The organism is Halomonas sp. IOP_14, assembly GCF_021021315.1.
GTDB classification, from domain to species: domain Bacteria; phylum Pseudomonadota; class Gammaproteobacteria; order Pseudomonadales; family Halomonadaceae; genus Vreelandella; species Vreelandella titanicae.
Window position 1 is genome coordinate 253,966 of record NZ_JAINWD010000001.1, and the last position, 22,799, is coordinate 276,764.

The 22,799-nt window shown below is 51.8% G+C and carries 18 protein-coding genes and 3 tRNA genes; 16 read left to right on the forward strand and 5 right to left on the reverse strand.

Translation table 11 applies throughout. The features are described 5' to 3' along the window. The first annotated feature begins 102 nt into the window (after positions 1 to 102). The 4 genes from K7H09_RS01220 to K7H09_RS01235 all read left to right on the forward strand — a co-directional run bounded on the left by K7H09_RS01220 (position 103) and on the right by K7H09_RS01235 (position 7,587). Positions 103 to 717 (forward strand): NBR1-Ig-like domain-containing protein, encoded by a 615-nt coding sequence (locus tag K7H09_RS01220; RefSeq protein WP_230803232.1) that lies wholly within the window; start codon positions 103 to 105, stop codon positions 715 to 717. Next, a complete protein-coding gene (locus tag K7H09_RS01225; protein WP_230803234.1) occupies positions 714 to 2,765 on the forward strand; it encodes a TonB-dependent siderophore receptor in 2,052 nt (683 codons plus the stop codon). Before K7H09_RS01220 ends, K7H09_RS01225 begins: the two co-directional genes overlap by 4 nt. Positions 2,766 to 3,019: 254 nt before the next feature. Further along, positions 3,020 to 3,688: a hypothetical protein gene (locus K7H09_RS01230; protein WP_230803236.1), complete on the forward strand. Its 669-nt coding sequence runs from the start codon at positions 3,020 to 3,022 to the stop codon at positions 3,686 to 3,688. Between the two features lie 452 nt (positions 3,689 to 4,140). Beyond that, positions 4,141 to 7,587: a nidogen-like domain-containing protein gene (locus K7H09_RS01235; RefSeq protein WP_230803239.1), complete on the forward strand. Its 3,447-nt coding sequence runs from the start codon at positions 4,141 to 4,143 to the stop codon at positions 7,585 to 7,587. Positions 7,588 to 8,012: 425 nt separating this feature from the next. On the opposite strand, the gene K7H09_RS01240 is transcribed toward K7H09_RS01235, so the two are convergent. The 3 genes from K7H09_RS01240 to K7H09_RS01250 form a co-directional block, all read right to left on the reverse strand. Then, a tRNA-Leu gene (locus tag K7H09_RS01240) sits at positions 8,013 to 8,099 on the reverse strand. 45 nt (positions 8,100 to 8,144) lie between these two features. Next, a tRNA-Leu gene (locus K7H09_RS01245) sits at positions 8,145 to 8,231 on the reverse strand. A gap of 64 nt (positions 8,232 to 8,295) precedes the next feature. After that, positions 8,296 to 8,382, reverse strand: a tRNA-Leu gene (locus K7H09_RS01250). Positions 8,383 to 8,631: 249 nt separating this feature from the next. Here K7H09_RS01250 and rnr point away from each other — a divergent pair. From rnr to K7H09_RS01295, 9 genes are all read left to right on the forward strand, one after another. Further along, positions 8,632 to 11,049, forward strand: coding sequence for a ribonuclease R (rnr, locus tag K7H09_RS01255; RefSeq protein WP_022522722.1), 2,418 nt, complete (start codon positions 8,632 to 8,634; stop codon positions 11,047 to 11,049). Positions 11,050 to 11,051: 2 nt separating this feature from the next. Beyond that, on the forward strand, positions 11,052 to 11,837 hold the full coding sequence (rlmB, locus tag K7H09_RS01260) for a 23S rRNA (guanosine(2251)-2'-O)-methyltransferase RlmB (RefSeq protein WP_009287665.1): 786 nt from the start codon (positions 11,052 to 11,054) through the stop codon (positions 11,835 to 11,837). A 219-nt stretch (positions 11,838 to 12,056) separates the two neighbouring features. Then, positions 12,057 to 12,434, forward strand: coding sequence for a 30S ribosomal protein S6 (rpsF, locus tag K7H09_RS01265; protein WP_007113338.1), 378 nt, complete (start codon positions 12,057 to 12,059; stop codon positions 12,432 to 12,434). A gap of 33 nt (positions 12,435 to 12,467) precedes the next feature. Further along, positions 12,468 to 12,695: a 30S ribosomal protein S18 gene (gene rpsR / locus K7H09_RS01270; protein WP_008958980.1), complete on the forward strand. Its 228-nt coding sequence runs from the start codon at positions 12,468 to 12,470 to the stop codon at positions 12,693 to 12,695. Positions 12,696 to 12,707: 12 nt separating this feature from the next. Further along, the gene (locus K7H09_RS01275) at positions 12,708 to 13,559 is read left to right on the forward strand and encodes a hypothetical protein (RefSeq protein WP_133730237.1); all 852 of its coding nucleotides are present in this window, start codon (positions 12,708 to 12,710) and stop codon (positions 13,557 to 13,559) included. A 15-nt stretch (positions 13,560 to 13,574) separates the two neighbouring features. Then, positions 13,575 to 14,021, forward strand: a complete 447-nt coding sequence (gene rplI, locus K7H09_RS01280; protein WP_022522724.1) for a 50S ribosomal protein L9 — start codon at positions 13,575 to 13,577, stop codon at positions 14,019 to 14,021. A 276-nt stretch (positions 14,022 to 14,297) separates the two neighbouring features. Then, a complete protein-coding gene (gene dnaB, locus K7H09_RS01285; RefSeq protein WP_009287667.1) occupies positions 14,298 to 15,686 on the forward strand; it encodes a replicative DNA helicase in 1,389 nt (462 codons plus the stop codon). Positions 15,687 to 15,793: 107 nt separating this feature from the next. Next, positions 15,794 to 16,087 (forward strand): hypothetical protein, encoded by a 294-nt coding sequence (locus tag K7H09_RS01290; RefSeq protein ID WP_022522725.1) that lies wholly within the window; start codon positions 15,794 to 15,796, stop codon positions 16,085 to 16,087. 185 nt (positions 16,088 to 16,272) lie between these two features. After that, complete coding sequence (locus K7H09_RS01295) at positions 16,273 to 16,575, forward strand: DUF6482 family protein (RefSeq protein WP_022522726.1); 303 nt, start codon at positions 16,273 to 16,275, stop codon at positions 16,573 to 16,575. Between the two features lie 15 nt (positions 16,576 to 16,590). On the opposite strand, the gene K7H09_RS01300 is transcribed toward K7H09_RS01295, so the two are convergent. Together K7H09_RS01300 and K7H09_RS01305 are read right to left on the reverse strand one after the other, a co-directional pair. After that, positions 16,591 to 16,989 carry a thiol-disulfide oxidoreductase DCC family protein gene (locus K7H09_RS01300; RefSeq protein ID WP_138800491.1) on the reverse strand — a complete coding sequence of 133 codons (399 nt, stop codon included), beginning with the start codon at positions 16,987 to 16,989 and terminating at the stop codon, positions 16,591 to 16,593. Then, complete coding sequence (locus tag K7H09_RS01305; protein WP_230803241.1) at positions 16,986 to 18,575, reverse strand: cryptochrome/photolyase family protein; 1,590 nt, start codon at positions 18,573 to 18,575, stop codon at positions 16,986 to 16,988. The genes K7H09_RS01300 and K7H09_RS01305 overlap by 4 nt, the downstream gene beginning before the upstream one ends. 130 nt (positions 18,576 to 18,705) lie before the next feature. Here K7H09_RS01305 and hemH point away from each other — a divergent pair, with 130 nt between their 5' ends. From hemH to K7H09_RS01320, 3 genes are all read left to right on the forward strand, one after another. Further along, entirely contained in the window at positions 18,706 to 19,797 is a 1,092-nt protein-coding gene (hemH, locus tag K7H09_RS01310) for a ferrochelatase (protein ID WP_022522729.1), read from the forward strand. Between the two features lie 230 nt (positions 19,798 to 20,027). Then, positions 20,028 to 22,367, forward strand: coding sequence for a putative monovalent cation/H+ antiporter subunit A (locus tag K7H09_RS01315; RefSeq protein ID WP_027960148.1), 2,340 nt, complete (start codon positions 20,028 to 20,030; stop codon positions 22,365 to 22,367). Continuing rightward, on the forward strand, positions 22,360 to 22,791 hold the full coding sequence (locus K7H09_RS01320; protein WP_022522731.1) for a Na+/H+ antiporter subunit B: 432 nt from the start codon (positions 22,360 to 22,362) through the stop codon (positions 22,789 to 22,791). The genes K7H09_RS01315 and K7H09_RS01320 overlap by 8 nt, the downstream gene beginning before the upstream one ends. The last annotated feature ends 8 nt before the right edge of the window (positions 22,792 to 22,799 follow it).

Sequence of the window (22,799 nt, forward strand, 5' to 3'; positions counted from 1 at the left end):
TGCTTTAATTATCATGATAATGGCTTAAAGGATGATTTCAAAAAAACCTCTTGGGTGTGCGATCAGGAAGGTCAAGCACATCTAATTGTAAGGCTATCCTTTATGAGTGGGAGACGGTTTTCAACATCGTTAAATGAACTAATTGAACAGTCTAATCTCACCAAAACCCAGTTGGCCGAGCGGGCAGGTATTTCTCGTGCAAGCCTGTATAACTTGCTCAGTGGGGACGTGGCAGAGAGCAAGCTTTCAACGTTAATTCGTCTCTCTTCGGCACTCGGTGTTCACCCGCTCGACATTATTCATCCCTACTTTCATAAAAGCATGCGCGGTAGGCTGGCGACTACTCACCAAGCGGGCACCGCCTTTATCGAGGATGTTACGTACCCGGATTACTCATCTGTGATGCCGCATCAAACCTTTGTAAAAACATGGGCGGTCATGAATACAGGCAAAGTCCCTTGGGAAAACTTATTTTTAGTTTGTCAGGATGCACCTGTCGAGGTGGGGGGGATGGCCATGGGACTCCAGCCGGACCAACCTCGTATCGCCATTCCCAACACGCTACCAGGCGAGAAAGTTTTGTTGTCCGTTACGTTAACCGCCCCAGGGTTACCTTGTACCGTTAAATCCGAATGGAAAGCCGCTGATGCCAACGGCAAGCTATGTTTTCCAGGCAAACTGCCGCTCTATTGCATTGTTAAGGTGTGCTCATTGTGACATTAAATAAACCCACCATGGTCAAGCCTAGGCAAGCGCTGTTAACCATTGGAAATACTCTCGTTGTATTCGCCGTGTCCGCAAATGACAACCAGAAGCCCGTCGAGCTAGCGACCCAAATTGTTTATGCCCCAGTGTTAGTGAATCAAGAGGTTGGCCTCACTACAACTCAAACTCCATTCCATCAAACGCAAAATACCCTAAGCATTGATTTTTTAGACCGTTTCAATGCAAATTCTGTGGTAAGCCTGAGTGACTATGTGCCAGGCGTTCAAGCCAGCCGCAATGGTGCAGGGATGGGGGAAGACTACTCGATACGGGGGTTCCCGCTAGGTGGACGTTTGTTATTGGATGGAGTACTGGATAACCAGAGCTATTATGTGCGCGATCCGGCCACCTACGAGCAGGTAGACTTTATCAAGGGCCATAACAGCGCATGGTATGGCGCTGGGGTGCCAGGGGGCTCGGTCAATTTTATTCCCAAAAGGCCGCAATACCAGCCAAGCACTAGCGTTACTGCTGGCCTGGGTAGCGATGATTATCAAGCGCTGGTGGTGGATTCTACCGGCCCGCTAGCACCACACAGTGCTTGGGCTTACCGCACGGTGCTGGCGGCTCGTCATCTTAATAGCGATAAGCAAAACGTAGACTCAAGCCCGGTAACGTTGCTCAATAGCGTAGCGTGGCAGGGAGAGAGCACCGAGCTTAATGGTAGCTGGGAGTATAGTCGCCAGAATTATCCCTACGATTTTGACAATGTCTATGCTCAGGGCTCGCCAGTTTATGATGTCTCCTATGTGCATCCCGCCTCATTCGCGAAAAGCGAATACCACCGTTTTGAACTGCAAAGTGACACTCAACTTGCATCTAACCTTCGTTTAGAAGGTATTTACCGGCGCATTACCAGTCAACGTGAAGAGAAGCGGGTTGGCTTTTGGTTTATGGCCGATGAAGACAGTCCCTTGCCAGGCTACTACCGGGAAGTGGATGAAAACTTTACCCAAAACACCGGTCAGCTTAGCTTGCATTACGACTACGCACTGGGCGGGCTGCGCCATGAAACCGCCGTGGGGCTGGCATACCATGAAACTCAGTCAACTTATGATGACGCCGTTTCATCATACGATTTTAGTTTGAATATTTATCAGCCGGATTTTGACGTCTCACTACCCAGTCAAGACCAACTAACCCCATTGAGTGGCGATATCGACTGGCAGGAATCTGCGCTATTAATGAGTCAGAAAAGTCAACTAACCGATACGCTTGACCTCTCTTTAGGCGCACGTTATACGGATTATCGTTTAACCAATGTGAGCGGAAACGCCAGCACAAGCGAAGCGGATAACCGCACGTTGAGTTATTCCGCTGGCTTGGCCTGGGCGCTTGATGACCAGCTAACTTTACGCGCCAGCTATAGTCAGTCGTGGCTGGCTAATCGAGGGCAGGATAAAAACGCTAATTACTTTGACCCCAGCCGTGGTGTTCAGCACGAGCTGGGGCTTAACTGGCAGCCGACTCCCTCCGCCACGCTGGATATGGCGCTGTTTAACATTCGCCAGAACAACCTGCTGGTACGCGACCTGGAAATAGCTGAACGCTATGTGCTGGCGGGGGAGAAAACGGTGAAAGGCGCTGAAGCCAATCTAAGCATTGAATTGAATGATCAATGGCAAGCCACTGCCGCCACAACGTACATGGAAGCCAGACTGGAGAAAACCAACGACGCCAATGAAGGCAACCGCTTTCCCAGCGTTCCCACCCACCAGCACTCCTTGCTGCTGCATTACCAGCCGATCAGTCAGCTAACCCTCACGCCGGGTGTGGTTTACCAAGGCAGCCGCCCCGGCGACCGGGCTAACAGCTTTTATGTGGATAGCTACACCCGCTACGACCTAAGCGCCCACTGGCAGGCGATGCCCGACCTCTCAATACAAGCCAGCATTCAAAACCTCACCGATATTGACTACGTCATCAGCAGCGCCGCCGACGATTTCTTGCGCTTTGGTGATCCTCGCACGCTGCGCATTAGTGCCACCAAGCAGTTTTAGGCCTGCACTGCCGCTTGTTTTAACTTTTTAGCGGCAGTGTCCAACTGGTTAGACACTCTTCTTGGTAGTTTTTCTTAACCGTCAACGAATTCACATTGCTGGTGTGAATGCACAGGTTACACCAAGCGATAGAAAAGTGACGTAGGTGCTTTGGCAGTGGCGTTATGCCGCTAAACATAATGACAAGCCTTTCGTCACATCCAACAAGCCTGCCATTGAGCAGGCGATGATAAAACAGCAAGGGACACATGATGATGAAAAGAACCGCAAGCGTTATTGCAACCGTAGCGCTGGTCGCTACGACTCATGCTCACGCCTTTGAGCCTCGGGTATCTGTGGGGGCTGTGGCGGGTATGACTGGCTTAGGGGCCGATGTTTCCTGGCGCTTTAATGAAAATCTCGCGGTGACCGGGCGCTATACCGATGGTCTAAGCTATGACACCGATTTTAATCAGGATGGCGTCAATTACGATACCGACTTTGACCTAAAAGCCTCTAGCGTTAAATTGGATTACTTTCCCTTTGCTGGCAGGTTCTTTCTTTCGGCAGGGATTATGATGCCGGATATTGATGCCAGCGTAACAGGTAACCCGCAAGATGGCTCGGTGTATGAACTTAACAACCGAAGCTACAACGCTAGCGAGATTGGCTCGGTGATTGGTAATGCTACCCTTACTGACGGTGTTCAACCGTATGTGGGCGTTGGCTGGCGTAGCTCCCATAAAGCGGGTCTGGCGTTGTTTTCTGAGCTTGGGCTAGTGGCTACCGATACGGATGTATCGCTAAGGACGAGCAGTAATCTTGAGTCCGTCGACCCCGTCCTTCAGCAAGATATCCGCGCAGAAGAACAAAAACTCAAAGACGACATTGATAAGTTGCCTGTGTTCCCAGTGGCTGTGTTTGGCATTACTTATACGTTTTAACTGGAAGAGTAATCACTAAGAGCTAGGGTGAAGGGGGGATGTCACCCCCTTTCGTGGTCAATGGGGTCAGAGTCATTGAACCTTATCTGATCCAGACGCATCTCAGTTCGAAGCCGTCGCAGATGATGCCTGTTCCTGTGTTATATAGATAAAGGGGCTGCACTTACTGCACTGGCGCACATTGGTAACCCATACACGACCCGTCTATCCAGGTAAGCATTCAACGCCTCACCGATCTCACCTACGTTGCCAGCAGCACCGCCAATGATTTCCTACGCTTTGGCGATCCCAGTACCCTGTGCATTAGTGCCACCAAGCAGTGCTAATGCTAGTGCATTTTTTAATTTTTTGCGTCAGTGTCCAGCCGGTTAGACATTTGGCTTGTTACTCTTAGACTTGCGGTAATTTTATGGGCTTTTTTTATAAGCTTATTTATATATGAGGATATAAAAATGAGTAATTCGTCAATATTTCGGCACCCCATAGGTGATGAAAGTAAGCCCTTTAATGAGTGGTCAATTTCTTCTGATTATTTGTATCATTGGGAGGATTCTACTATAGGGGGAGATCGCAATTATCATACTGGGGTTGATTGGAATTGGGGGGGTGGGGACGATGACCTTGGTGCTTCCGTATATGCGATTGGTGACGGTGAAATAATTTATTCAGGTTTTTTAAGTGACGCTTGGGGTAATGGTGTTATTATTCGACACGATTTGCCTGGATCGATTTCAGATGGACATGACGATGGTTATGTTTATTCTTTTTATGCTCATTTGCAAAATCTAAACCATAGTCTTTTGAATTCAGGCGAACATCAGCGCCTTAACAATGAGGGCAGTTTTATTGACGTTAGTATAGGAGATAAAATTGCCGAAATTGGTCCTTATAATGCTTATGAAGGAGCTACTTCCCATCTTCATTTTGAAATGCGATGGAAGAATGACTTTGTTCAAAACGAATGGGGCTGGATTTATGGAGCTTCTGAAGATGATGCGGCTCGAAGAGCAACGGAAAGAGGGTGGCTGGATGCATATGATTTTATTCAAAATTTAATTGAAGAAGGGGTGGACTATCCTGCAGATCAAACTACACATGGAAATATTGTTGTAAGGGAACCCGAAGAAGATCAAGCATGGGGTATGCTAGAGGAAGAAGGCGACTCCGATTGGTTTAGAGTTGAGCTTGAGGCGGGCGTTGAGTATGCATTTGCATTACGCGGCGAACATAGTTTCGAAAATAACTTAGGTGGCATGCAAGATACAGCGACGCTTGCTGACCCAACGCTTGCAATTCGTCACGCTGACGGTAGACCGCTGCCATGGGACGATGGGGGGGTGGTAGCGGATGATGGAGGCGGTGGCCCAGATGTTCTCGCTCGATTTACTCCTTCAGAAACTGGTACCTATTATTTGGATGCTTATTCTAATACCGGTGCAACGGGTTCTTATCGACTAAGCAGTATCATTATTTCAGAAGAGCCAGAAGTACCTGAAGAGGAAGAGCAAGTGCCCTTTAACGGGACTTCTCTTATTTCGGGCCTTGGTGGCGAAGCAGGGTTTGGAGAAAATATTCTCCAGCGTAATGATGATCGCTCAACTGATGAAATTGACATCACGTCAATCTTCGAAGAAGGCTTGAACTTTTTTGGGCGTGAGTTTGATAGCCTTTGGATCAATAACAATGGTAGCGTCACTTTTAATGGTTCGAGAGGAGCCTTTACGCCAACAGTGATTACTGAGAATTCTGGTAACCCAGAAATTACACCATTTTTTGCTGATATAGACACCCGGAGTGGAGAGGTCACTGCAACGCCTAGTGGGAATTCTACGGGATCAAACCTTGTTTATTATGATTTTGACACCGCAAACGACAGGTTAATCATTACGTGGGATGATGTTGGCTATTATAGTAATAAAACTGACAAGTTAAATGCTTTCCAGTTAATTCTTTCGGATCAGGGCAGCGGCGATTTCGACATTGAATTTCGCTATGAAAATATTGATTGGACTACAGGAGACGCAAGTGATGGGAGTAATGGGCTAGGCGGTATCGTAGCGCGTGCTGGCTTTACCGCTGGTACTGGTGATCCCGATGCGTTTTTTGAATTACCCGCATCCGGCGATCAAGAGGCCATCCTGGCACTTGACGAAGTTGAGGGAAATACTGGTCAGATTGGGCAGTGGTTTTTTCCTGTTCGTTCGGGAGGGATTGCGAGTGCTGATATTCCTCCTCTTCCGAGTCCAACGGCCATTGGGGCGGTATCCGGTGACCCACATTTAATGACGCTAGACGGGGTAGGGTACGATTTTCAGGCAACCGGTGAATACGTGCTTTCGCGAGGGATTGAAGAGCCGGGGTTTGAAATTCAAGCCCGGTTCGTGCCGATTGGCGAGAATGCAAGTTCGACATCTGCAGTTGCAACGTCCCTGGGGGGCGTTAATGTAATGATAAATACTGCTAACGATGCACCGCTATTTGTAGATGGCGTCGAAACTGATATCGAAGATTTTTCGTCGTTGAACGTCGGGAATGACAAAATCTTCAGGGAAGATAATCGCTATACGTTTGTGTACGCTGGTGAGGACGGTGTGGTTAATGACGGCGATAGCCGCCTTGTTGTTGATGTGTTGAATGGTCGTCTCGACTTCCAAGTGCGCCTGAATTCAGATCTTGCCGGATCTGTCGAGGGGCTTCTTGGCGACGGTGATGGTGATCCATCTAACGATGTTACCTTCATGGATGGCACTGTTCTTGAGCGGCCCTTCGTATTTGAAGATATCTACGGCCAATACCGAGATGACTGGCGTGTTTCAGATGAAGCTAATAGCTTATTCACTTATCTAGGTGATGAAGATCTCGAAAGTTTTTATGACGAAAGCCACCCTAACGATGTTATCAGTAGTGATGTTCTTGATGCAGATATCCGAGCTGAGGCTGAGCTGCTGGCCTCTGAGGCTGGATTAACGCCTGGGACTACAAGTTTCAACAATGCTGTCCTTGATTATGCTCTAACCGGTGATGCATCTTTCATCGATTCGGCTCTTGCAGCACCCCGTGTGACCAGGGAGGACTATGTTGAGGTGATTTCGCCAGAACCGCAGCCTGAACCAGAGCCACAGCCTGATCCAGAACCGCAGCCTGAACCAGAACCACAGCCTGAACCAGAACCCGATGCCGTGCAAAATACTACGCCCGTTGCGAACAACGACGACCTGGTAGGGCGTTTCGGTTGGTTGGTAAGTGGCAACCTGTTGGCGGATAACGGTAACGGTGCTGATCTGGATGCTGACGGTGACGAGATTGTCATTACCGCCATTGATGGACTAGACGTGGTTTTTGACAGCGCTATGGAACTGGAGTCTGGCGCAACGGTTACCTTGCAGGAAAACGGTGATTTCGTTTATGACCAGGGTTCTGCGTTTGAAGCCTCGGCCGGTGAGGTTGCTGTGGATACCTTCGAGTATGCCATTGAAGATAGCGAGAGCGCTCAATCAGCAGCAGTGGTATCTGTCGATTTAGGCGAAGTGACGGATAGTGTTGAGGTGTCGGTGATTGAGGCGCTTTATCAAGTAGCATTTGATCGCGAGGCGGATGCTGGCGGGCTGGATTACTGGGCCGGTATTCGTGAAGGGGGCAGTAGCGTGTTGGATATTGCTGATTTCTTCTTCGAGTCTGACGAATTTGTCAGCGAGTACGGTGATAGCATTGGTGATGATGACTTTTTGACCTTGCTATACCAAAACGCCTTTGATCGTGCGCCAGATACCGAAGGGCTTGAGTACTGGTCTGAGGCGCTGGAAACTGAACAAGTGGATCAGGGTGATGTAATGGCCTACATTGCTTCGTCCGATGAAATGCAGACTAAATATCTGGCGGAAGGTTTTATCTTCGCCTGATGGCACAGCTCTGGCAGTGACATAAGCGGCTTCTTTTTCTCGGGGGGGTATCTTGAGAAGGGTGGCCGCTTTTTTATTGCACCAATATCAGCAGTATTTAATAGAGACGTTCACCTATGACTACATGCCTGTTCGGAAGCTAATCCGAATTAAAAATGACGCTGGTGTCAGGATAGTGGTTGTGAGCTTTGCTAACTACATTGAGAGTCTGATGCCCATAGGCGTTGCTAATGGTCACAAAGAACTGCAGAGTGCTTGTGAGCACGATTGACAAATGTAGCCGCCTACAGCAAAGAGTTGAACCCTTGAGGGAGATGAAGAGCGTTGGAATACACTATTTTACTGAATGTTAATCAGTATTAGGGGGGGGAATTCAAAAAGAGGGGGAAGCTAAACAATGATGCGGACATGGCCCATGTAAGTCATGGTGCCCAGGAGAGGACTTGAACCTCCACGTCCATACGGACACTAGCACCTGAAGCTAGCGCGTCTACCAATTCCGCCACCTGGGCGCATCATCTAACGCTTGAATTAACTACTTACTGTTTGTGTTCGTATGGTGCCCAGGAGAGGACTTGAACCTCCACGTCCATACAGACACTAGCACCTGAAGCTAGCGCGTCTACCAATTCCGCCACCTGGGCGAACACAAACCTTGCCTTGCTTAACACCGTACTGCTCATACTAATAGATAGCATAAAAGCAGTTTGGTGCCCAGAAGAGGACTTGAACCTCCACGTCCATACGGACACTAGCACCTGAAGCTAGCGCGTCTACCAATTCCGCCATCTGGGCAAGTGGCGCGTATAATACCGGGGTGATGGTTAAATGCAAGACCCCTAACGTGCTTTTTATAACGCAAATTGTATAAACAACGTCTAAGACGGTTGGGTGATTGAACGTGCAGCGCTATACTGCGCCTATGACTAAACAAAACCCTATTCATTTCAGCCTATCAAGCGTTGAAATATCCAGCCCGCAACGCAACGCGTTTGCGCCTTTTTTATGCCTCTCGCAAATGACGCCATCAAGGATGTTGATCGCATGAAGTATTGGACGTTAAGTGATGATCCGCACGCCGAGCGCGAGGCGCATAAATATGGCAACCCAGCACCAAGCAGGGAGTATTTGCTTGCAGCCTTAGAAAGCTATGGCAAGCCGATCACTCACGAAAATATGAGCCGCATGCTGGGGCTGGAAGACGAAGAGCTTATAGAAGCCGTCAGGCGCCGCTTGGCGGCGATGGAACGCGACGGTCAGGTGCTGCGTGACCGTCGTGGCGCCTATGCGCTGATCGACAAGCTCGATCTGGTCAAAGGCAAGGTGCTGGGGCACCGAGACGGCTTTGGTTTTCTGCTGCGCGATGATGGCAAAAAGCCAGATCTGGTATTGCCCCCGCGCCAAATGCGCCGCGTTTTTCACGGTGACCACGTGCTGGCGCGCATTAGCGGCCGCGATCGCCGTGGTCGTGATGAGGCGACCATTGCCGATGTGATTGCACGCAACACGCAAACTATCGTCGGCGTTTACCGTAGTAATACTCCTGAGTTTGGCATTCTGATACCGGAAAATCCGCGGATTACTCAGGAGGTGATTATTCCTCATAGTGCCTGCGGTGGTGCTAAAGATGGCCAGGTGATCTCGGCCAAAATCGTTCAGCAGCCGGCCACCCGTGTACAGCCGGTGGGTGAAGTGATCGAAGTGCTGGGTGAGCGTATGGACCCCGGTATGGAAATTGATATTGCGATTCGCAGTTACGATATTCCTGCAGAATTCCCGCCTGAAGTGCTTGATCAGACCGCCGGTATTTCGGCAGAAGTGTTAGAAGGGGATAAGCAACACCGCGTTGATTTGCGTGATGTACCGCTGGTTACCATCGACGATGAGTCTGCCAAAGACTTTGATGACGCCGTGTGTGCCTGGAAAACCAAATCCGGCAGTTGGAAGCTGCTCGTCGCCATCGCGGATGTTTCCCACTATGTACGCCCCGGTACGGCTCTTGACGATGAGGCGCGGACTCGGGGCAACTCGGTTTATTTCCCCGGTCAAGTGGTGCCCATGCTGCCGGAGCTGCTCTCCAACGGGCTCTGTTCGCTTAACCCTCATGTGGATCGCTTGGTCATGGTTTGCGAGATGAATATCTCGCAAACCGGCGCGATTAGCCGCTACCGCTTCTACGAAGCTGTGATGAACTCCCATGCTCGCCTGACCTATAACAAGGTGGCCGCCATTCTTGATGAGGAGAGCGAAGAGGGTGAAGCGCTTCGGGCAGAACACAGCGAGCTTGTTAAGCCGCTGAAAAATCTGGAAGAGCTTTACTATTTGTTACGAGAAGCGCGTGTTGAGCGTGGCGCAATTGATTTTGATACTACTGAAACGGCGATCATCTTCAACGACGAGCGCAAAATCGAAAAAATCGTTCCACGTAGCCGTAACAATGCTCATAAGCTTATTGAAGAGTGCATGCTGGCCGCCAACGTGGCGACTGCTCGCTTTCTGGATAAACATGATTTGCCTGCGCTCTACCGAATTCATGAGCGGCCAACGCCAGAACGCCTAGACAAGCTGCGCCTCTTCTTAAACGAGCTGGGGCTTTCTGTTGGCGGTGGTGATATGCCGACGCCACAGGATTATCAGGCGCTGCGTGAGGCGATTGCTGATCGCCCTGACTTCGATATCATCCAAACAGTCATGCTGCGTTCGATGAATCAGGCGGTCTATTCGCCACAGAATGAAGGTCACTTTGGCCTAGCTTATCAAGCCTACGCTCATTTTACTTCGCCGATTCGCCGCTATCCTGATCTGCTGGTACACCGTGCTATTCGTTCGGTGATCCGCGGTCCGCGCCAGACCAACACGGTGTTGCGCGTGGAGGGTGCGCCGGTTGAGCCGCCCAGCAAGTGGTGTCCGTATACCTTCGAGCAGATGCTTGAACTGGGTGAACACTGCTCAATGACTGAACGTCGCGCCGATGAAGCCACCCGTGATGTAGAGAGTTGGCTGAAGTGTGAGTTTATGTCTGACAAGCTTGGCGAGATGTTCGAAGGTACCATCGCGTCGGTCACTCAGTTTGGTCTGTTTGTGCGTCTGGATGAGTTCTTCGTGGAAGGCTTGGTTCACGTGACGTCGCTGCCTTCGGATTATTACCACTACGAAGCTGAGAAGCACCGTCTTAAAGGTGAGCGCACCGGCACGACCTACCGTTTGGGCGATGGTCTTACCGTCCAAGTGGCGCGTGTCGATATGGACGATCGTAAGATTGACTTTGGGCTGGGTGATGAAAAGCCGCGCCCACGCCGCCAGCCGCGTAAGAGCCGCGGTGGGGAAGGGGGCGCTGGTGCTAAAGGTGGTGGTGCTAAGGCATCTGGTAACAAACCATCCAATAGCGAGAAGCCTGCTACGCGTCGCGGCCCACGCCGTACGCGAAATGGCCCACGCAAACCATCACCGAATAAGGGCTGAGTATGAAGTCGGCGTCTTCACGGCGGGGCCCCAAGACCCCTGATGGTTTGGATCAGGTATATGGCGTTCATGCATTGCAAAGCTTGTTAGACAGAGGCGAAGCGCCCCGAGAGCTTTGGGTGCAGCAGGGGGCAGGGAGCCGCTTAAAAGAGCTGATTACCCAGGCCCAGGCGCATGGTGCTCGAGTAAAAGAGCAGCCCCGGGATTTGCTTGATCAGCTAACCCAGGGGGCGGCTCATCAGGGAGTGGTGGCGTTTTGTCCGCCGTTAACTCCTGAAGGTGAAGAGTCGCTCTGGCTTAAGCTACGCGCCTGGCCCTCGAATACACCACCGCTGTTGCTGATTTTGGATGGCGTGACGGATGTGCATAACTTTGGTGCCTGCCTGCGTAGCGCGGATGCCGCCGGTGCCCACGGCGTGATTGTGGCGAAAGATAAAGCCGCACCGCTCAATGCAACGGTGCGTAAAGTCGCTTGTGGCGCCGCCGAAGTGGTGCCGGTTTATCAAGTGACTAACTTGGCTCGCACCCTGGCCAAGCTAAAAGATGCCGGTGTCTGGATAACCGGTACGGCTGGTGAAGCTGAGGCCAGCGTTTTTGACATTGATATGACCGGCCCCACCGCGCTGGTGATGGGGGCGGAAGGCAAGGGCATGCGGCGCTTGACTCGCGAAGCCTGCGATAATCTTGCCAAGCTTCCCATGGCGGGGGAGGTCTCTAGCCTTAATGTCTCGGTGGCTACTGGTATTTGCCTGTTCGAGGCTGTCCGTCAGCGCCAGCTTGCAAGTTAACCGCCGTGCTACTAAGATACACGCGCCCGTTTGTCTGCAAGCGGGTGTTAGCTGTCGTTGAAGTATTAGCTTTTGCTGAAATGAAAAGTTCTGTTTGATGCCCCTGTGGCCGCCTAGCGCGGTGGCGGAGCACTTCAGTTAACTCCTTGCTTCCCTGTCGTCGTTTATTGCGTTAAGCAATGGCACACAAAGGAAGCTGTCAAACCGCAAGGAGATCCCATGCGTCATTACGAAATCGTGTTTATGGTCCACCCGGATCAAAGCGAGCAGGTGCCGGCAATGGTCGAGCGCTACACCAGCATCGTTACCGAAAACAGCGGCACTGTGCATCGTCTAGAAGATTGGGGCCGTCGTCACTTGGCTTACCCAATCAACAAGATCCACAAAGCCCACTACGTGCTGATGAACGTTGAATGTAGCGGCGAGACTCTCGACGAGATCGAGAACATCTTCCGTTACAACGACGCCATTATCCGCAGCCTGGTTGTTCGCTGCAAAGAAGCTGTTACTGAAGCTTCCCCGATGATGAAACCGGCAGAAGAAAAACGTCCGCGTCGCGAAGAAAAACCGCGCGCTGAAGAAGAAGAAACTGCCTGATTTTATTCACTGCACGTTTTAAGGAGCTAGTCCATGGCACGTTTTTTCCGTCGCCGTAAGTTTTGCCGCTTCACCGCTGAAGGCATCAAGCAGATCGATTACAAAGATCTGGACACGCTGAAGGCTTACATCACCGAAACCGGCAAGATCGTTCCAAGCCGTATTACCGGCACCAAAGCACGCTATCAGCGTCAGTTGGCGACCGCTATCAAGCGTTCGCGTTATCTGGCACTGCTGCCCTACTCCGATAGCCACCAGTAAGCGTTTAACGTGATGCTGGCACTAGCCCGATGGCTAATGCGGGGCACGCCTTACGCTGCAGGCGGGGCGGCCTTGGCAACGCTAGTGCCTTGGCTGTTCTGGTTAGGAGCAGCCATCGCTGCGTTGATGACGCTGCGCAGAGGTTTTGCCCCTGCGCTACCGGTCATCATCGCCGCAGCACTACCAGCCGGTTGGTGGTGGGCTCAGGGTGATGTGATTCCGCTTGCCAGCTTACTGCTGGTTACGCTGATGGCCGTTATCCTGCGCGAGAGGATGCGTTGGGGGGAAACCTTGATTGTGGGGACGTTGGTCGCCGCCGTCATGGTTCAACTCGGCATCTTCAGTCCGCCAGGTGGCACTGAGCTAATGCTTGAGCAGTTGCGAGAAGGTTCAGAAGAAGTGGATCGCATGCTCACGGAATTTGCCAATCAAGGCTACGATACTCAAACCATTGCCGCACTGGTGGTGGGTGGAGTAACCGGGCTTGTGGTGCTGTTGGCAGCCATAGTGTGCTTGGCACTTGCGCGGAGTTGGCAAGCTGGGTTGTACAACCCAGGTGGCTTTCGCGAAGAGTTTCACGCACTGCGCTTGACCCCTAAAGAGCTAGCCGTGCTGGTCGTCATTGGGGTGATAGGTATGCTGCTAGGCGCTCATGCGCTGGCGATGCTTGGTTGGATTCCGCTGTTGGTAGCTGGCGTTGCGTTAGTGCACGGGTTTATTGGAATAAAGGGGATGAACGGGCTGTGGCTGGTAGCATTTTATGTGCTACTGATCACGACCTGGCCCACGATTCTCATTGTGCTGCTGTTGGGGCTGATTGATACATTCGCGAACGTTCGCGCACGCCTTGCCCGCAGCAACTGACAAGAGGTTTACGAGATGGAAGTCATTCTGCTCGACAACATTGGTAAGCTGGGCGGCCTGGGTGACAAGGTCACCGTGAAGCCTGGTTATGGTCGTAACTACTTGGTGCCTTACGGCTTAGCCGTACCGGCCACCAAAGACAACATCGAAGCGTTTGAAGCACAGCGTGCTGAGCTCGAAGCGCAAGCCGCTGAGCGTAAGGCAGAAGCCGAAGCGCGCGCTGAGCAGCTAAACGACATCGAACTGTCTTTGGTTTCCAAAGCAGGCGATGAAGGCAAGCTGTTTGGTTCTATTGGTCCGCGTGACCTGGCCGACGCGATTTCCTCTGCTGGCATCGATATTGCCAAAAGCGAAGTCCGCATGCCAAATGGCCCAATTCGTCAAACTGGCGAATACGACATCACTCTTCACTTGCACGCTGAAGTGGATGCCGTTGTACGCGTAGTGGTAGTTGCAGAGTAATTGAGCGAGTAGTTAAGTTAGTAACGACGTAAAGTCGTTACTAACGGCAGCTAATACAGCTGCCTCAAAAGGCGCGGGGTTTCTCCCGCGCCTTTTGTTTTTCCGGGTATCCGCTAGTTCTGGATATTCGCTATTTTTTGGGCGTTGCCAAAACTATCCAGCCCATCCCCCGCTGGGTATTTTAAGACAACGCCTTGATCATGTTGGTAGTCGCACCGCATGCGGCTAAGATAAGCATCTTCACCGGCTACGCAGTAGTGTTTAAAGGAGCTCGCTATGCAGGACCAGCCTTCTGCTGATACAGAAACGGCAGCGCTAAAACTGCCGCCGCATTCATTAGAGGCGGAGCAGTCGGTACTAGGCGGGCTCATGCTAGACAACCAGGCCTGGGATAACGTTTCAGAGCGGTTGGTCGCTGATGACTTCTACCGCTATGAGCACCGTTTGGTGTTCAACGTGATGATTCATCTGGCTGAAGCCGGTCAGCCGCTGGATGTGGTGACGCTTTCTGAAGCGCTGGAAGCGCGTGATCACTTGGATACCGTAGGCGGCCTGGCGTTTTTGGCAGAGCTTGCTCGTAACACGCCCTCTGCCAGTAATATTCGCGCCTATGCTGATATCGTGCGTGAGCGGGCAACGCTGCGCAAGCTGATCCGTGCGGCTAATCAAATTGCCGATAGTGCCTTTACTCCCCAGGGGCGCCCGGCTGATGAATTGCTTAACGAAGCCGAGCGGTTAGTGTTCCAGATTGCCGAGGAGCGCCCCAAAACGGGCGGCCCCATTGGCATGAGCGATCTATTGACCAAGGCGGTGGATCGTATTGATGAGCTGTTTAATCTGAAAGGTGAAATGACCGGGCTTTCCACTGGTTTTCGTGATCTGGATGAAATGACCACCGGGTTGCAGCCATCCGATATGGTGGTCATCGCCGGTCGACCCTCGATGGGTAAAACGACCTTCGCTATGAACCTGGTTGAACATGCGGTGATTTCCAGCGACAAGCCAGTCATGGTGTTCTCCATGGAGATGCCCGCAGAGTCGCTCATGCTGAGGATGCTGTCTTCCCTGGGCCGAATCGATCAAACCCGTGTGCGTACCGGGCAACTGGAGGACGAGGATTGGCCGCGTTTAACCTCAGCGGTTAATCTGCTCAAAGATAAACAGCTGTTTATCGACGACACCGCGGCCTTGTCGCCTAACGAAATGCGCTCAAGGTTGCGCCGTGTGGTGCGTGAACATGGCAATATCGCACTGGTCATGATCGATTATCTTCAGTTGATGCAGATCCCTGGCTTTAGCGAAAACCGCACCGGTGAGATTTCCGAGATTTCGCGCTCCTTGAAGGGGTTGGCGAAAGAGTTTAACTGCCCTGTGGTAGCTCTTTCTCAGTTGAACCGCTCCTTGGAGCAGCGCCCCAACAAACGCCCGGTTATGTCGGATCTGAGGGAATCTGGTGCGATCGAGCAGGATGCCGACGTCATTGCCTTCGTTTATCGCGATGAGGTCTATAATCCAGATAATCCCGACAATCAGGGGATTGCTGAGTTAATTATCGGTAAGCAGCGTAATGGTCCTATTGGCACGGTGCATATGGCCTTTATCGGCAAATATACCCGCTTTGAGGATTTGGCCCCGGATAGTTACGGCCAAGCGTTCGGCGACTAAGTTAATGATGACTGGTTTGTGATGACAGGCTAGTGATAAGTAGCTTGAGGATGGGGGGCGAGTTCGTATAATGCCTCACCCACGATATGTAAAAACGGGAGCAGCAAATGGCAGGTGGATTTCGGCGCGGTAACCGGCAGCGTCTTCCTAAGTTAGAAGGTCGCGGTGAGCTAGAGGCGATAGAGCGCGAAGGCCCTTTTAAAGAGTGGCTAGGTATGCCGGATCTTTATCGCTACCATTTAGTGGTCGCAGGCGAGAAGTATAGTTACCAGACTGAAGATGGTGAGCTGCCTGTGACGGTGGGAGATAAGGTCGTGTTCCGCTACAAAGAGACTAAAGGCGGCAACTGGATTGACCGCAATTCGCTTGGCAAAGCGATCGACCCCTCTGAATATCAATGATCGATTGATATCTTGACCTGCCGGTCAGGAACTCTCTTGCGATATTGACCTCCTAGCTATTAATGTCTAGTTATTGCTTATTGTCATTACATTGCAATGACAGGGCAATAGAAGTGTCATGGGGCGCAGTCATGCTGTGCCCTGATGACATAACGTATGAAATAGCCAAATAATAGGAGGGAACCATGGAACTTAAGGATCTTAAGCAATTTGTCGCCAATCACGACAATTTTGAAATTCGCGTGATTACCCATTCGGGCAGCCGTTTTTATCAGATTGAGCTGGAAGACGTTGAAGGCGAGCGCCATATGCTGACGCAGCGTACCAAGCCGATGCTGTTTCGCTCGCTGGATGATGCCTATATGGATCTCAAGCGCGCCGGGATTCATCGCGCTTACCTAGTACAGCATGTGCCCCACGATGAAGTGATAGGCCGCGACGCGCACTATAGTGAGCCGCTCACATCGCGTATGCCGCTTGTTTTTTAACGCTGCTCTCACCCATCAACGTTTAGCCTGACGCTTTTCCCACCACTGCCCAAGCCGAATTCGGCGACGGGCAAAAAATCGGTAACCGGCATTCATTATGCCGTGTACTCCCGGTAAGCACGAAAACCTCACCAGCCGCCGATAGCCCAACACTGCATAGAGGGCACGGCTGGCATCCATGCCGATGTACCATCTCCCTTGACTATCACGCAGGTGCAACTGGCCCATCATGGCGTTAAATTCTTGCCCATACGCCTGAGCGTTAAAATCACGGGCCTGGATATCTACCAGCGCGATGTGTTCCCGATGGCGATGCTTTTCCAGCCACGCGACTTCCTGTTGGCAAAAGGGGCAGTGACCATCGTGAAATAGCATAACTGGCGGTGCAGCATGTAGTGGCGTGTAGCGGCTCATGGTGACTCCTGGTTGGTATTGGCCGAATAACCTGCTGTGTGGTAGGGCTGCCCGTAGTCAGGCGATGTTTCCAATTGATCCAAAAAGTGCTCAGCCTTTTGGCGGATAGCCTCGCGCTTCTCATCGGCCATGCGGTTGAGGGAGCCGTAAATCAGCTTCATACGAGGGTTCTTACTCAGGCGCTCAGCGTTGGTTTCGAGAAAGTGCCAGTAAAGGCTGTTGAAAGGGCAGGCTTTTGGCCCCGTGACCTGCTTGGGTGAGTAACGGCAGTGCTGACAATGGTCGGACATTTTGTCGATATACTTGCCCGACGCACAGTAGGGCTTCGAGCCCATTAAGCCGCCGTCGGCATGGAGCACCATCCCCAGCGTATTAGGCAACTCTACCCACTCACTGGCATCGGCATAAACCGCCAAGTACCAGTCGCATAGCGCCTCAGGTTTAACTCCGCATAGTAAGGCGAAATTGCCTGTCACCATCAGTCGTTGAATATGGTGGGCGTAGCTATTGTCGATGGTCATCTGAATAGCGCGCTGTAGGCAGCGCATATCGGTATCCGCGTCCCAGTAAAACGCGGGCAGATCGCGCTCAAAACCTAATTGATTAGCGCTTTTGTAGCTAGGCATCTGTGTCCAGTAGAGCCCTCGCACGTACTCGCGCCAGCCAAGTATCTGGCGGATAAACCCTTCGACGGCGTTGATCGGCACATCTCCGTCATAGTAGCGCTGCTCGGCGGCTTCGCAGACTTCATGGGGCGACAGCAGGCCGATGTTCATCGCAGCTGAGAGGCGCGAGTGATACAAATAAGGTGCAGAGTCACTGATTGCATCTTGATAGCGGCCAAAATCAGCCAATCCATGGTCTATAAAATGGTGTAAATCCACCAGCGCTTGTCGACGAGTGACTGGCAGGTTGAAATTATCCAGAGACCCCATATGGTCGCCAAAATGGCGCTTGGCATCGTTTAGCGCTTCTTGGGTGATCGCATCCTGGCGATGTTGAGGTAGCTCAGGGAAATCCAGTGCGGCTTTGATAGGCTGGCGATTGTCGTGGTCAAAATTCCATTTGCCGCCAACGGGTTCGTCGCCCTCCATCAAGTACCCGGTGCGCTTGCGCTGTTCCCGGTAAAAGTACTCAAGGCGTAGCTGTTTGCGGCCGCTTGCCCATTGGCTAAAGTCATCGGGTGTAGTGAAAAAGCGCTCGTCCTCAAGAAGTCGCCACGGAATCGTTGCGTTTTCGCGCTGCTGCATCGTCTCCCAAAGCCGCCATTCGCCAGGTCGGGCAACGCGTATCTCATCGCAGCCATACTGTTGTGCGATGCGTTCAGCTTCTTCAATAAGGGAGTGGCAGTTATCTGCATTATCCAGCGCGCTGTAGTGCACTTGAAAGCCTTTTTCGCGCAGTGCCTGGGCAAAGTGACGCATGGCAGCCAAAAAGAGGCCAATTTTATGGATATGATGGGGAACATAGCGCGCTTCCTCGGCAACTTCGCACAGGGCAACCACGGCATTGGCGGGCGCGTCTTGCAGCGTTGTGAGTGAAAACGAGAGCTGGTCGCCGAGCACTAAAAGCAAAGGCTTGGACATAAGTTGGCCTGTAGTTATACAAATAATGCCGATAGTATAACTTTATGCCGCCACTTTGCCGAAAAGTGATAAGATTTAATTAATTGATAGATGTACTGAGCACCATCGTTATTTTTCAGGAGCATGAGTAATGACCGAGAATGTCGTCAAGGATCAGCCGGGCGAGGGCCGCTTGGCCCATGCACCCAGCGAGCATCCGCCGGTAGCGCGCGCCAAGGTGGGTGTTGTGCTGGCAAACCTGGGAACCCCGGATGCCACCGACTACTGGTCAATGCGTCGTTACCTTAATGAGTTTCTTTCTGATAAGCGTGTGGTCGACTATGCCGGTTGGAAATGGCAGCCGTTGCTACAGCTGATTATTTTGACCAAGCGTCCGTTCTCATCGGGCAAGGCCTACCGGGGAATCTGGAATAACGAGAAAAACGAAAGCCCGCTGCTAACAACGACGCGCGCCCAGACCGAGAAGATGACCGCACGGTTAAAGGCGCTTTATGGTGACGATGTCGAGGTCGATTTCTGCATGCGCTACGGTAATCCCTCGACGGAAAGCGTGCTGACGCGATTAAAAGAGAAGGGCTGCGAGCGAATCGTGTTTTTTCCGCTATACCCTCAGTACGGTTCTCCCACCACGGCGACGGCGAATGATCAGGCGTTTCGCACCCTGATGAAGATGAAGTGGCAGCCTTATATACGTACGGTGCCCGCTTATTTTGAACATCCTGCCTACGTTCAGGCGTTGGCCAACTCGGTACAAGAAGCCTACGACGGTTTCTCGACCCGGCCGACCAAGCTGGTGGCCAGCTACCATGGCGTTCCCGAGCGCTACCTGATGGAGGGTGATCCTTACCACTGTCAGTGCCAGAAAACGACGCGCCTGCTCCGTGAGAAGCTTGGTTTTAGCAAAGAGGAAGTGGATACCGCTTTCCAGTCGCAGTTTGGCCCTGAAAAATGGGTCGGCCCACAAACCGTTAAGCATGTGGCAGAACTCGCCGAGCAGGGGCATAAGCACATTGCGATTATGTCGCCTGCCTTCTCTTCCGACTGTGTTGAAACCTTGGAAGAGATCGAAGAGGAGATTCGCGATAGCTTTATGGAAGCGGGTGGCGAAACGTTCAGCTATATACCTTGCCTGAATGATCGCGATGACCATATTGAGGCACTGTTAGCAGTCATCAACAATGAATTAGCAGGATGGCTATCGGCCCCAAACCCTAGCGTTTAGCTAGCTACTCGTCATAACTGAAAGCTAATAGCAGCCGCCCTGCGAAATTAATCGCTGTGCGGCTGTTTGCGTTTAAGCGTTTGACTGGTCAGTCAAAACTGCCTGTTATATGGTGTACAACTTTAGAATCACTATTATTCAACGCTGGCATATTATTGGCAAAGTAAGGTGTCTAACCGCTAGCGGCTGTCTTGGTGGTGAGCCTTTCGTTTTTCAGGAGGTTTCGCTTGATACAATTTGCCGTTTTAATGGGGTTCGTACTGGCGGCGCTATCGCCAATGTTAAACCACTGGTTCGGCCAGCGTGCCAGCCTAGTATTGGCTCTATTTCCTGCCGGATTGGCGGCGTGGTTGGCACTTCAAGCCCCTGAGGTCATTGAGAACGGTAGCCTGCTTTTAGAGTGGCAGTGGGTGCCTTCTCTGGGAATCAGCCTTACCTTCCTGTTGGACGGTCTATCGTTACTCTTTGGGTTATTGATTACCGTTATGGGGGCCTGCGTGCTGGTATATGCCGGCGGCTACCTTAAAGATCACCCTGATCTTGCCCGATTTCACATCGCCTTGGTCGCCTTCATGGTGTCGATGCTGGGGCTGGTACTAGCTGACGGCCTATTAACGCTATTCGTTTTTTGGGAATTGACCAGCATTACCTCCTATTTGCTGATTGGTTTTAACCACGCTGATATCAATGCACGTAAATCAGCGCGGCAGGGCTTATTCGTTACCGTGGCGGGTGGGTTAGCATTAATGGCTGGGCTGGTGCTGCTAGGGATTGCCAGCGGTAGCTGGTCGCTGGCGGAGATTCTCGATCAGGAGGCTGACCTGCGTGAACATGCACTCTACACGCCTATGCTGATCTGTTTGCTACTGGGTGCCTTCACCAAATCGGCTCAGTTTCCGTTTCACTTTTGGTTACCCAACGCCATGGCCGCGCCGACTCCGGTTTCGGCTTACCTGCACTCGGCCACCATGGTGAAAGCGGGTATTTATCTGCTGGCACGCTTACACCCGGAGCTGGGTGGCACTGCGATGTGGGTTGGCGTTCTTTCCGTGGTCGGCGCAACCACTATGCTGGTGGGTGCGTTTTTAGCGATTCATCACACCAATATCAAAAAGCTGCTCGCTTACTCGACCATTATGGCGCTGGGCACGCTGACGATGCTATTGGGCATCGGCACCGAGTACGCGATGACCGCGTTTGTTACCTTCCTGCTCGCGCACTCGCTGTATAAAGGGGCGCTGTTTATGGTCGCCGGTATTCTCGATCATGAGACCGGCACGAAAGATGTCACCCAGATGGGCGGGTTACGCTCAGTGATGCCGCTGACTGCCACCATTGCGTTGGTGGCTGCGCTTTCGCTTGCCGGTGTGCCGCCGCTACTCGGTTTTATCGGTAAAGAACTGATGCTTGAATCAGTTCTCGGTGCCGATAGCTTCCGAACACTACTGGTGCTGTTCGCCTTTCTGGCATCTATTTTAACTATCGCCGTTGCTTTCATTGTGGCGCTACGTCCTTTTTACGGTAAGCGTCACCAAACCCCGCTTGAACCACATGAAGCCCCGCCTGGTATGCTGCTTGGGCCCGCGTTGCTCGCACTAGGGTCTCTCCTGTTAGGCTTGATGCCCGCTGTGCTGGGTGCTGATGCGTTGTTAACGGCAACCGCCACTGCTATATCCGGGCAAACAGTAGAAGTGGCGCTGTCGCTTTGGTATGGCATTAACGTCGCGTTGATAATGTCGATCGTTAGCCTTGGTTTAGGCTTTTTGCTGTTTAGGCGTTGGGACAGCGTGCGTGGCAAGCTCTCTGTATTGGCACCGGTGATGCGCCATGGCCCCGAGGCTGGGTATGAAAGCATGATGAATGGCATTGTGCACTTCTCAGAGTGGCAAACTCGGCTGCTCCAAAACGGCTATATGCGTAACTACATTTTAGTGATGTTAGCGACGCTTATTGCACTGATCGGTAATTCAATTCTATTACGCCATTCGCCTGTGTTTGCCGTTGACCTGGATGTGCGTTTTCACGAGGTAGTCGTGGCTGGCACTATGGTGATGGGGGCACTGTTTGCGACCATTTCTCGATCGCGGCTGGGGGCAGTGGTTTCCGTGGGCATCATGGGTTTTTCCATTGCATTGATTTTTGTTCTGTTCAGTGCGCCAGATTTAGCGATTACCCAACTGCTGGTAGAGACCTTAACGGTTATTTTGCTGGTACTGGTGCTGTTTCGCCTGCCACGCTTCTCGAATCTTTCCACCAGCTTGGAGCGCATACGCGACGGCGTGGTGGCCGCTATGGTGGGTATCTTGATCTGCCTACTGATTATGACCTCCTGGAGCATTCAACAGTTTGAGCCCATTTCGACCTACATGATTGAGAACAGCGCGCCTTTGGCGTATGGCCGCAACATCGTTAACGTCATTTTGGTCGACTACCGTGCCCTGGATACCTTAGGTGAGATGTTCGTGTTAGCGCTTGCCGCCATCGGCGTGATCGCCATGTTAAAGCTACGCAATAACACCAAAACCACCGACAGCAGTAAAGTAGCTGCCAAGGAGCCTTACGATGGTTAAGTCAGGCACGATTATTCTTAATACCGCCGCACGGTTTTTAATGCCGCTGCAACTGATGTTTTCTATTTTCCTATTGCTGCGGGGGCATGACGAGCCGGGCGGAGGATTTATTGCCGGCTTGGTAGCGGCAGGGGCGTTTACGCTGTATCTGTTTGCCTTTGGTGTAAGTGCCACCAAAGAAGTGCTGCGCATGGTCGACCCCCGAGACCTGATTGGGGTTGGGCTATTGCTGGGAATGATCTCGGTAGTGCCTGCCTGGTTTATGGGGCAGCCATTTCTGACAGCCCAGTGGTGGACTATCCCGGTTATCGACTTTAAAGCTTCCACGCCGCTGATTTTCGATGTAGGCGTCTATTTTGCTGTGCTGGGTTCGGTCACCGGCATGGTGATGACGCTTATGGAGGTCGACAAGGATGAACCTTGAGTTAACAG

Bases quoted from the DNA above. Each gene is read 5' to 3' on its own strand.
- rplI (WP_022522724.1), top strand. From the start codon at position 13,575: ATGGAAGTCATTCTGCTCGACAACATTGGTAAGCTGGGCGGCCTGGGT.
- rlmB (WP_009287665.1), top strand. From the start codon at position 11,052: ATGAAGTCGGCGTCTTCACGGCGGGGCCCCAAGACCCCTGATGGTTTG.
- hemH (WP_022522729.1), top strand. From the start codon at position 18,706: ATGACCGAGAATGTCGTCAAGGATCAGCCGGGCGAGGGCCGCTTGGCC.
- K7H09_RS01230 (WP_230803236.1), top strand. From the start codon at position 3,020: ATGAAAAGAACCGCAAGCGTTATTGCAACCGTAGCGCTGGTCGCTACG.
- rnr (WP_022522722.1), top strand. From the start codon at position 8,632: ATGAAGTATTGGACGTTAAGTGATGATCCGCACGCCGAGCGCGAGGCG.
- K7H09_RS01220 (WP_230803232.1), top strand. From the start codon at position 103: ATGAGTGGGAGACGGTTTTCAACATCGTTAAATGAACTAATTGAACAG.
- K7H09_RS01295 (WP_022522726.1), top strand. From the start codon at position 16,273: ATGGAACTTAAGGATCTTAAGCAATTTGTCGCCAATCACGACAATTTT.
- dnaB (WP_009287667.1), top strand. From the start codon at position 14,298: ATGCAGGACCAGCCTTCTGCTGATACAGAAACGGCAGCGCTAAAACTG.
- K7H09_RS01300 (WP_138800491.1), bottom strand. From the start codon at position 16,989: ATGAGCCGCTACACGCCACTACATGCTGCACCGCCAGTTATGCTATTT.
- K7H09_RS01305 (WP_230803241.1), bottom strand. From the start codon at position 18,575: ATGTCCAAGCCTTTGCTTTTAGTGCTCGGCGACCAGCTCTCGTTTTCA.
- K7H09_RS01290 (WP_022522725.1), top strand. From the start codon at position 15,794: ATGGCAGGTGGATTTCGGCGCGGTAACCGGCAGCGTCTTCCTAAGTTA.
- rpsF (WP_007113338.1), top strand. From the start codon at position 12,057: ATGCGTCATTACGAAATCGTGTTTATGGTCCACCCGGATCAAAGCGAG.
- K7H09_RS01320 (WP_022522731.1), top strand. From the start codon at position 22,360: ATGGTTAAGTCAGGCACGATTATTCTTAATACCGCCGCACGGTTTTTA.
- K7H09_RS01235 (WP_230803239.1), top strand. From the start codon at position 4,141: ATGAGTAATTCGTCAATATTTCGGCACCCCATAGGTGATGAAAGTAAG.
- rpsR (WP_008958980.1), top strand. From the start codon at position 12,468: ATGGCACGTTTTTTCCGTCGCCGTAAGTTTTGCCGCTTCACCGCTGAA.
- K7H09_RS01275 (WP_133730237.1), top strand. From the start codon at position 12,708: ATGCTGGCACTAGCCCGATGGCTAATGCGGGGCACGCCTTACGCTGCA.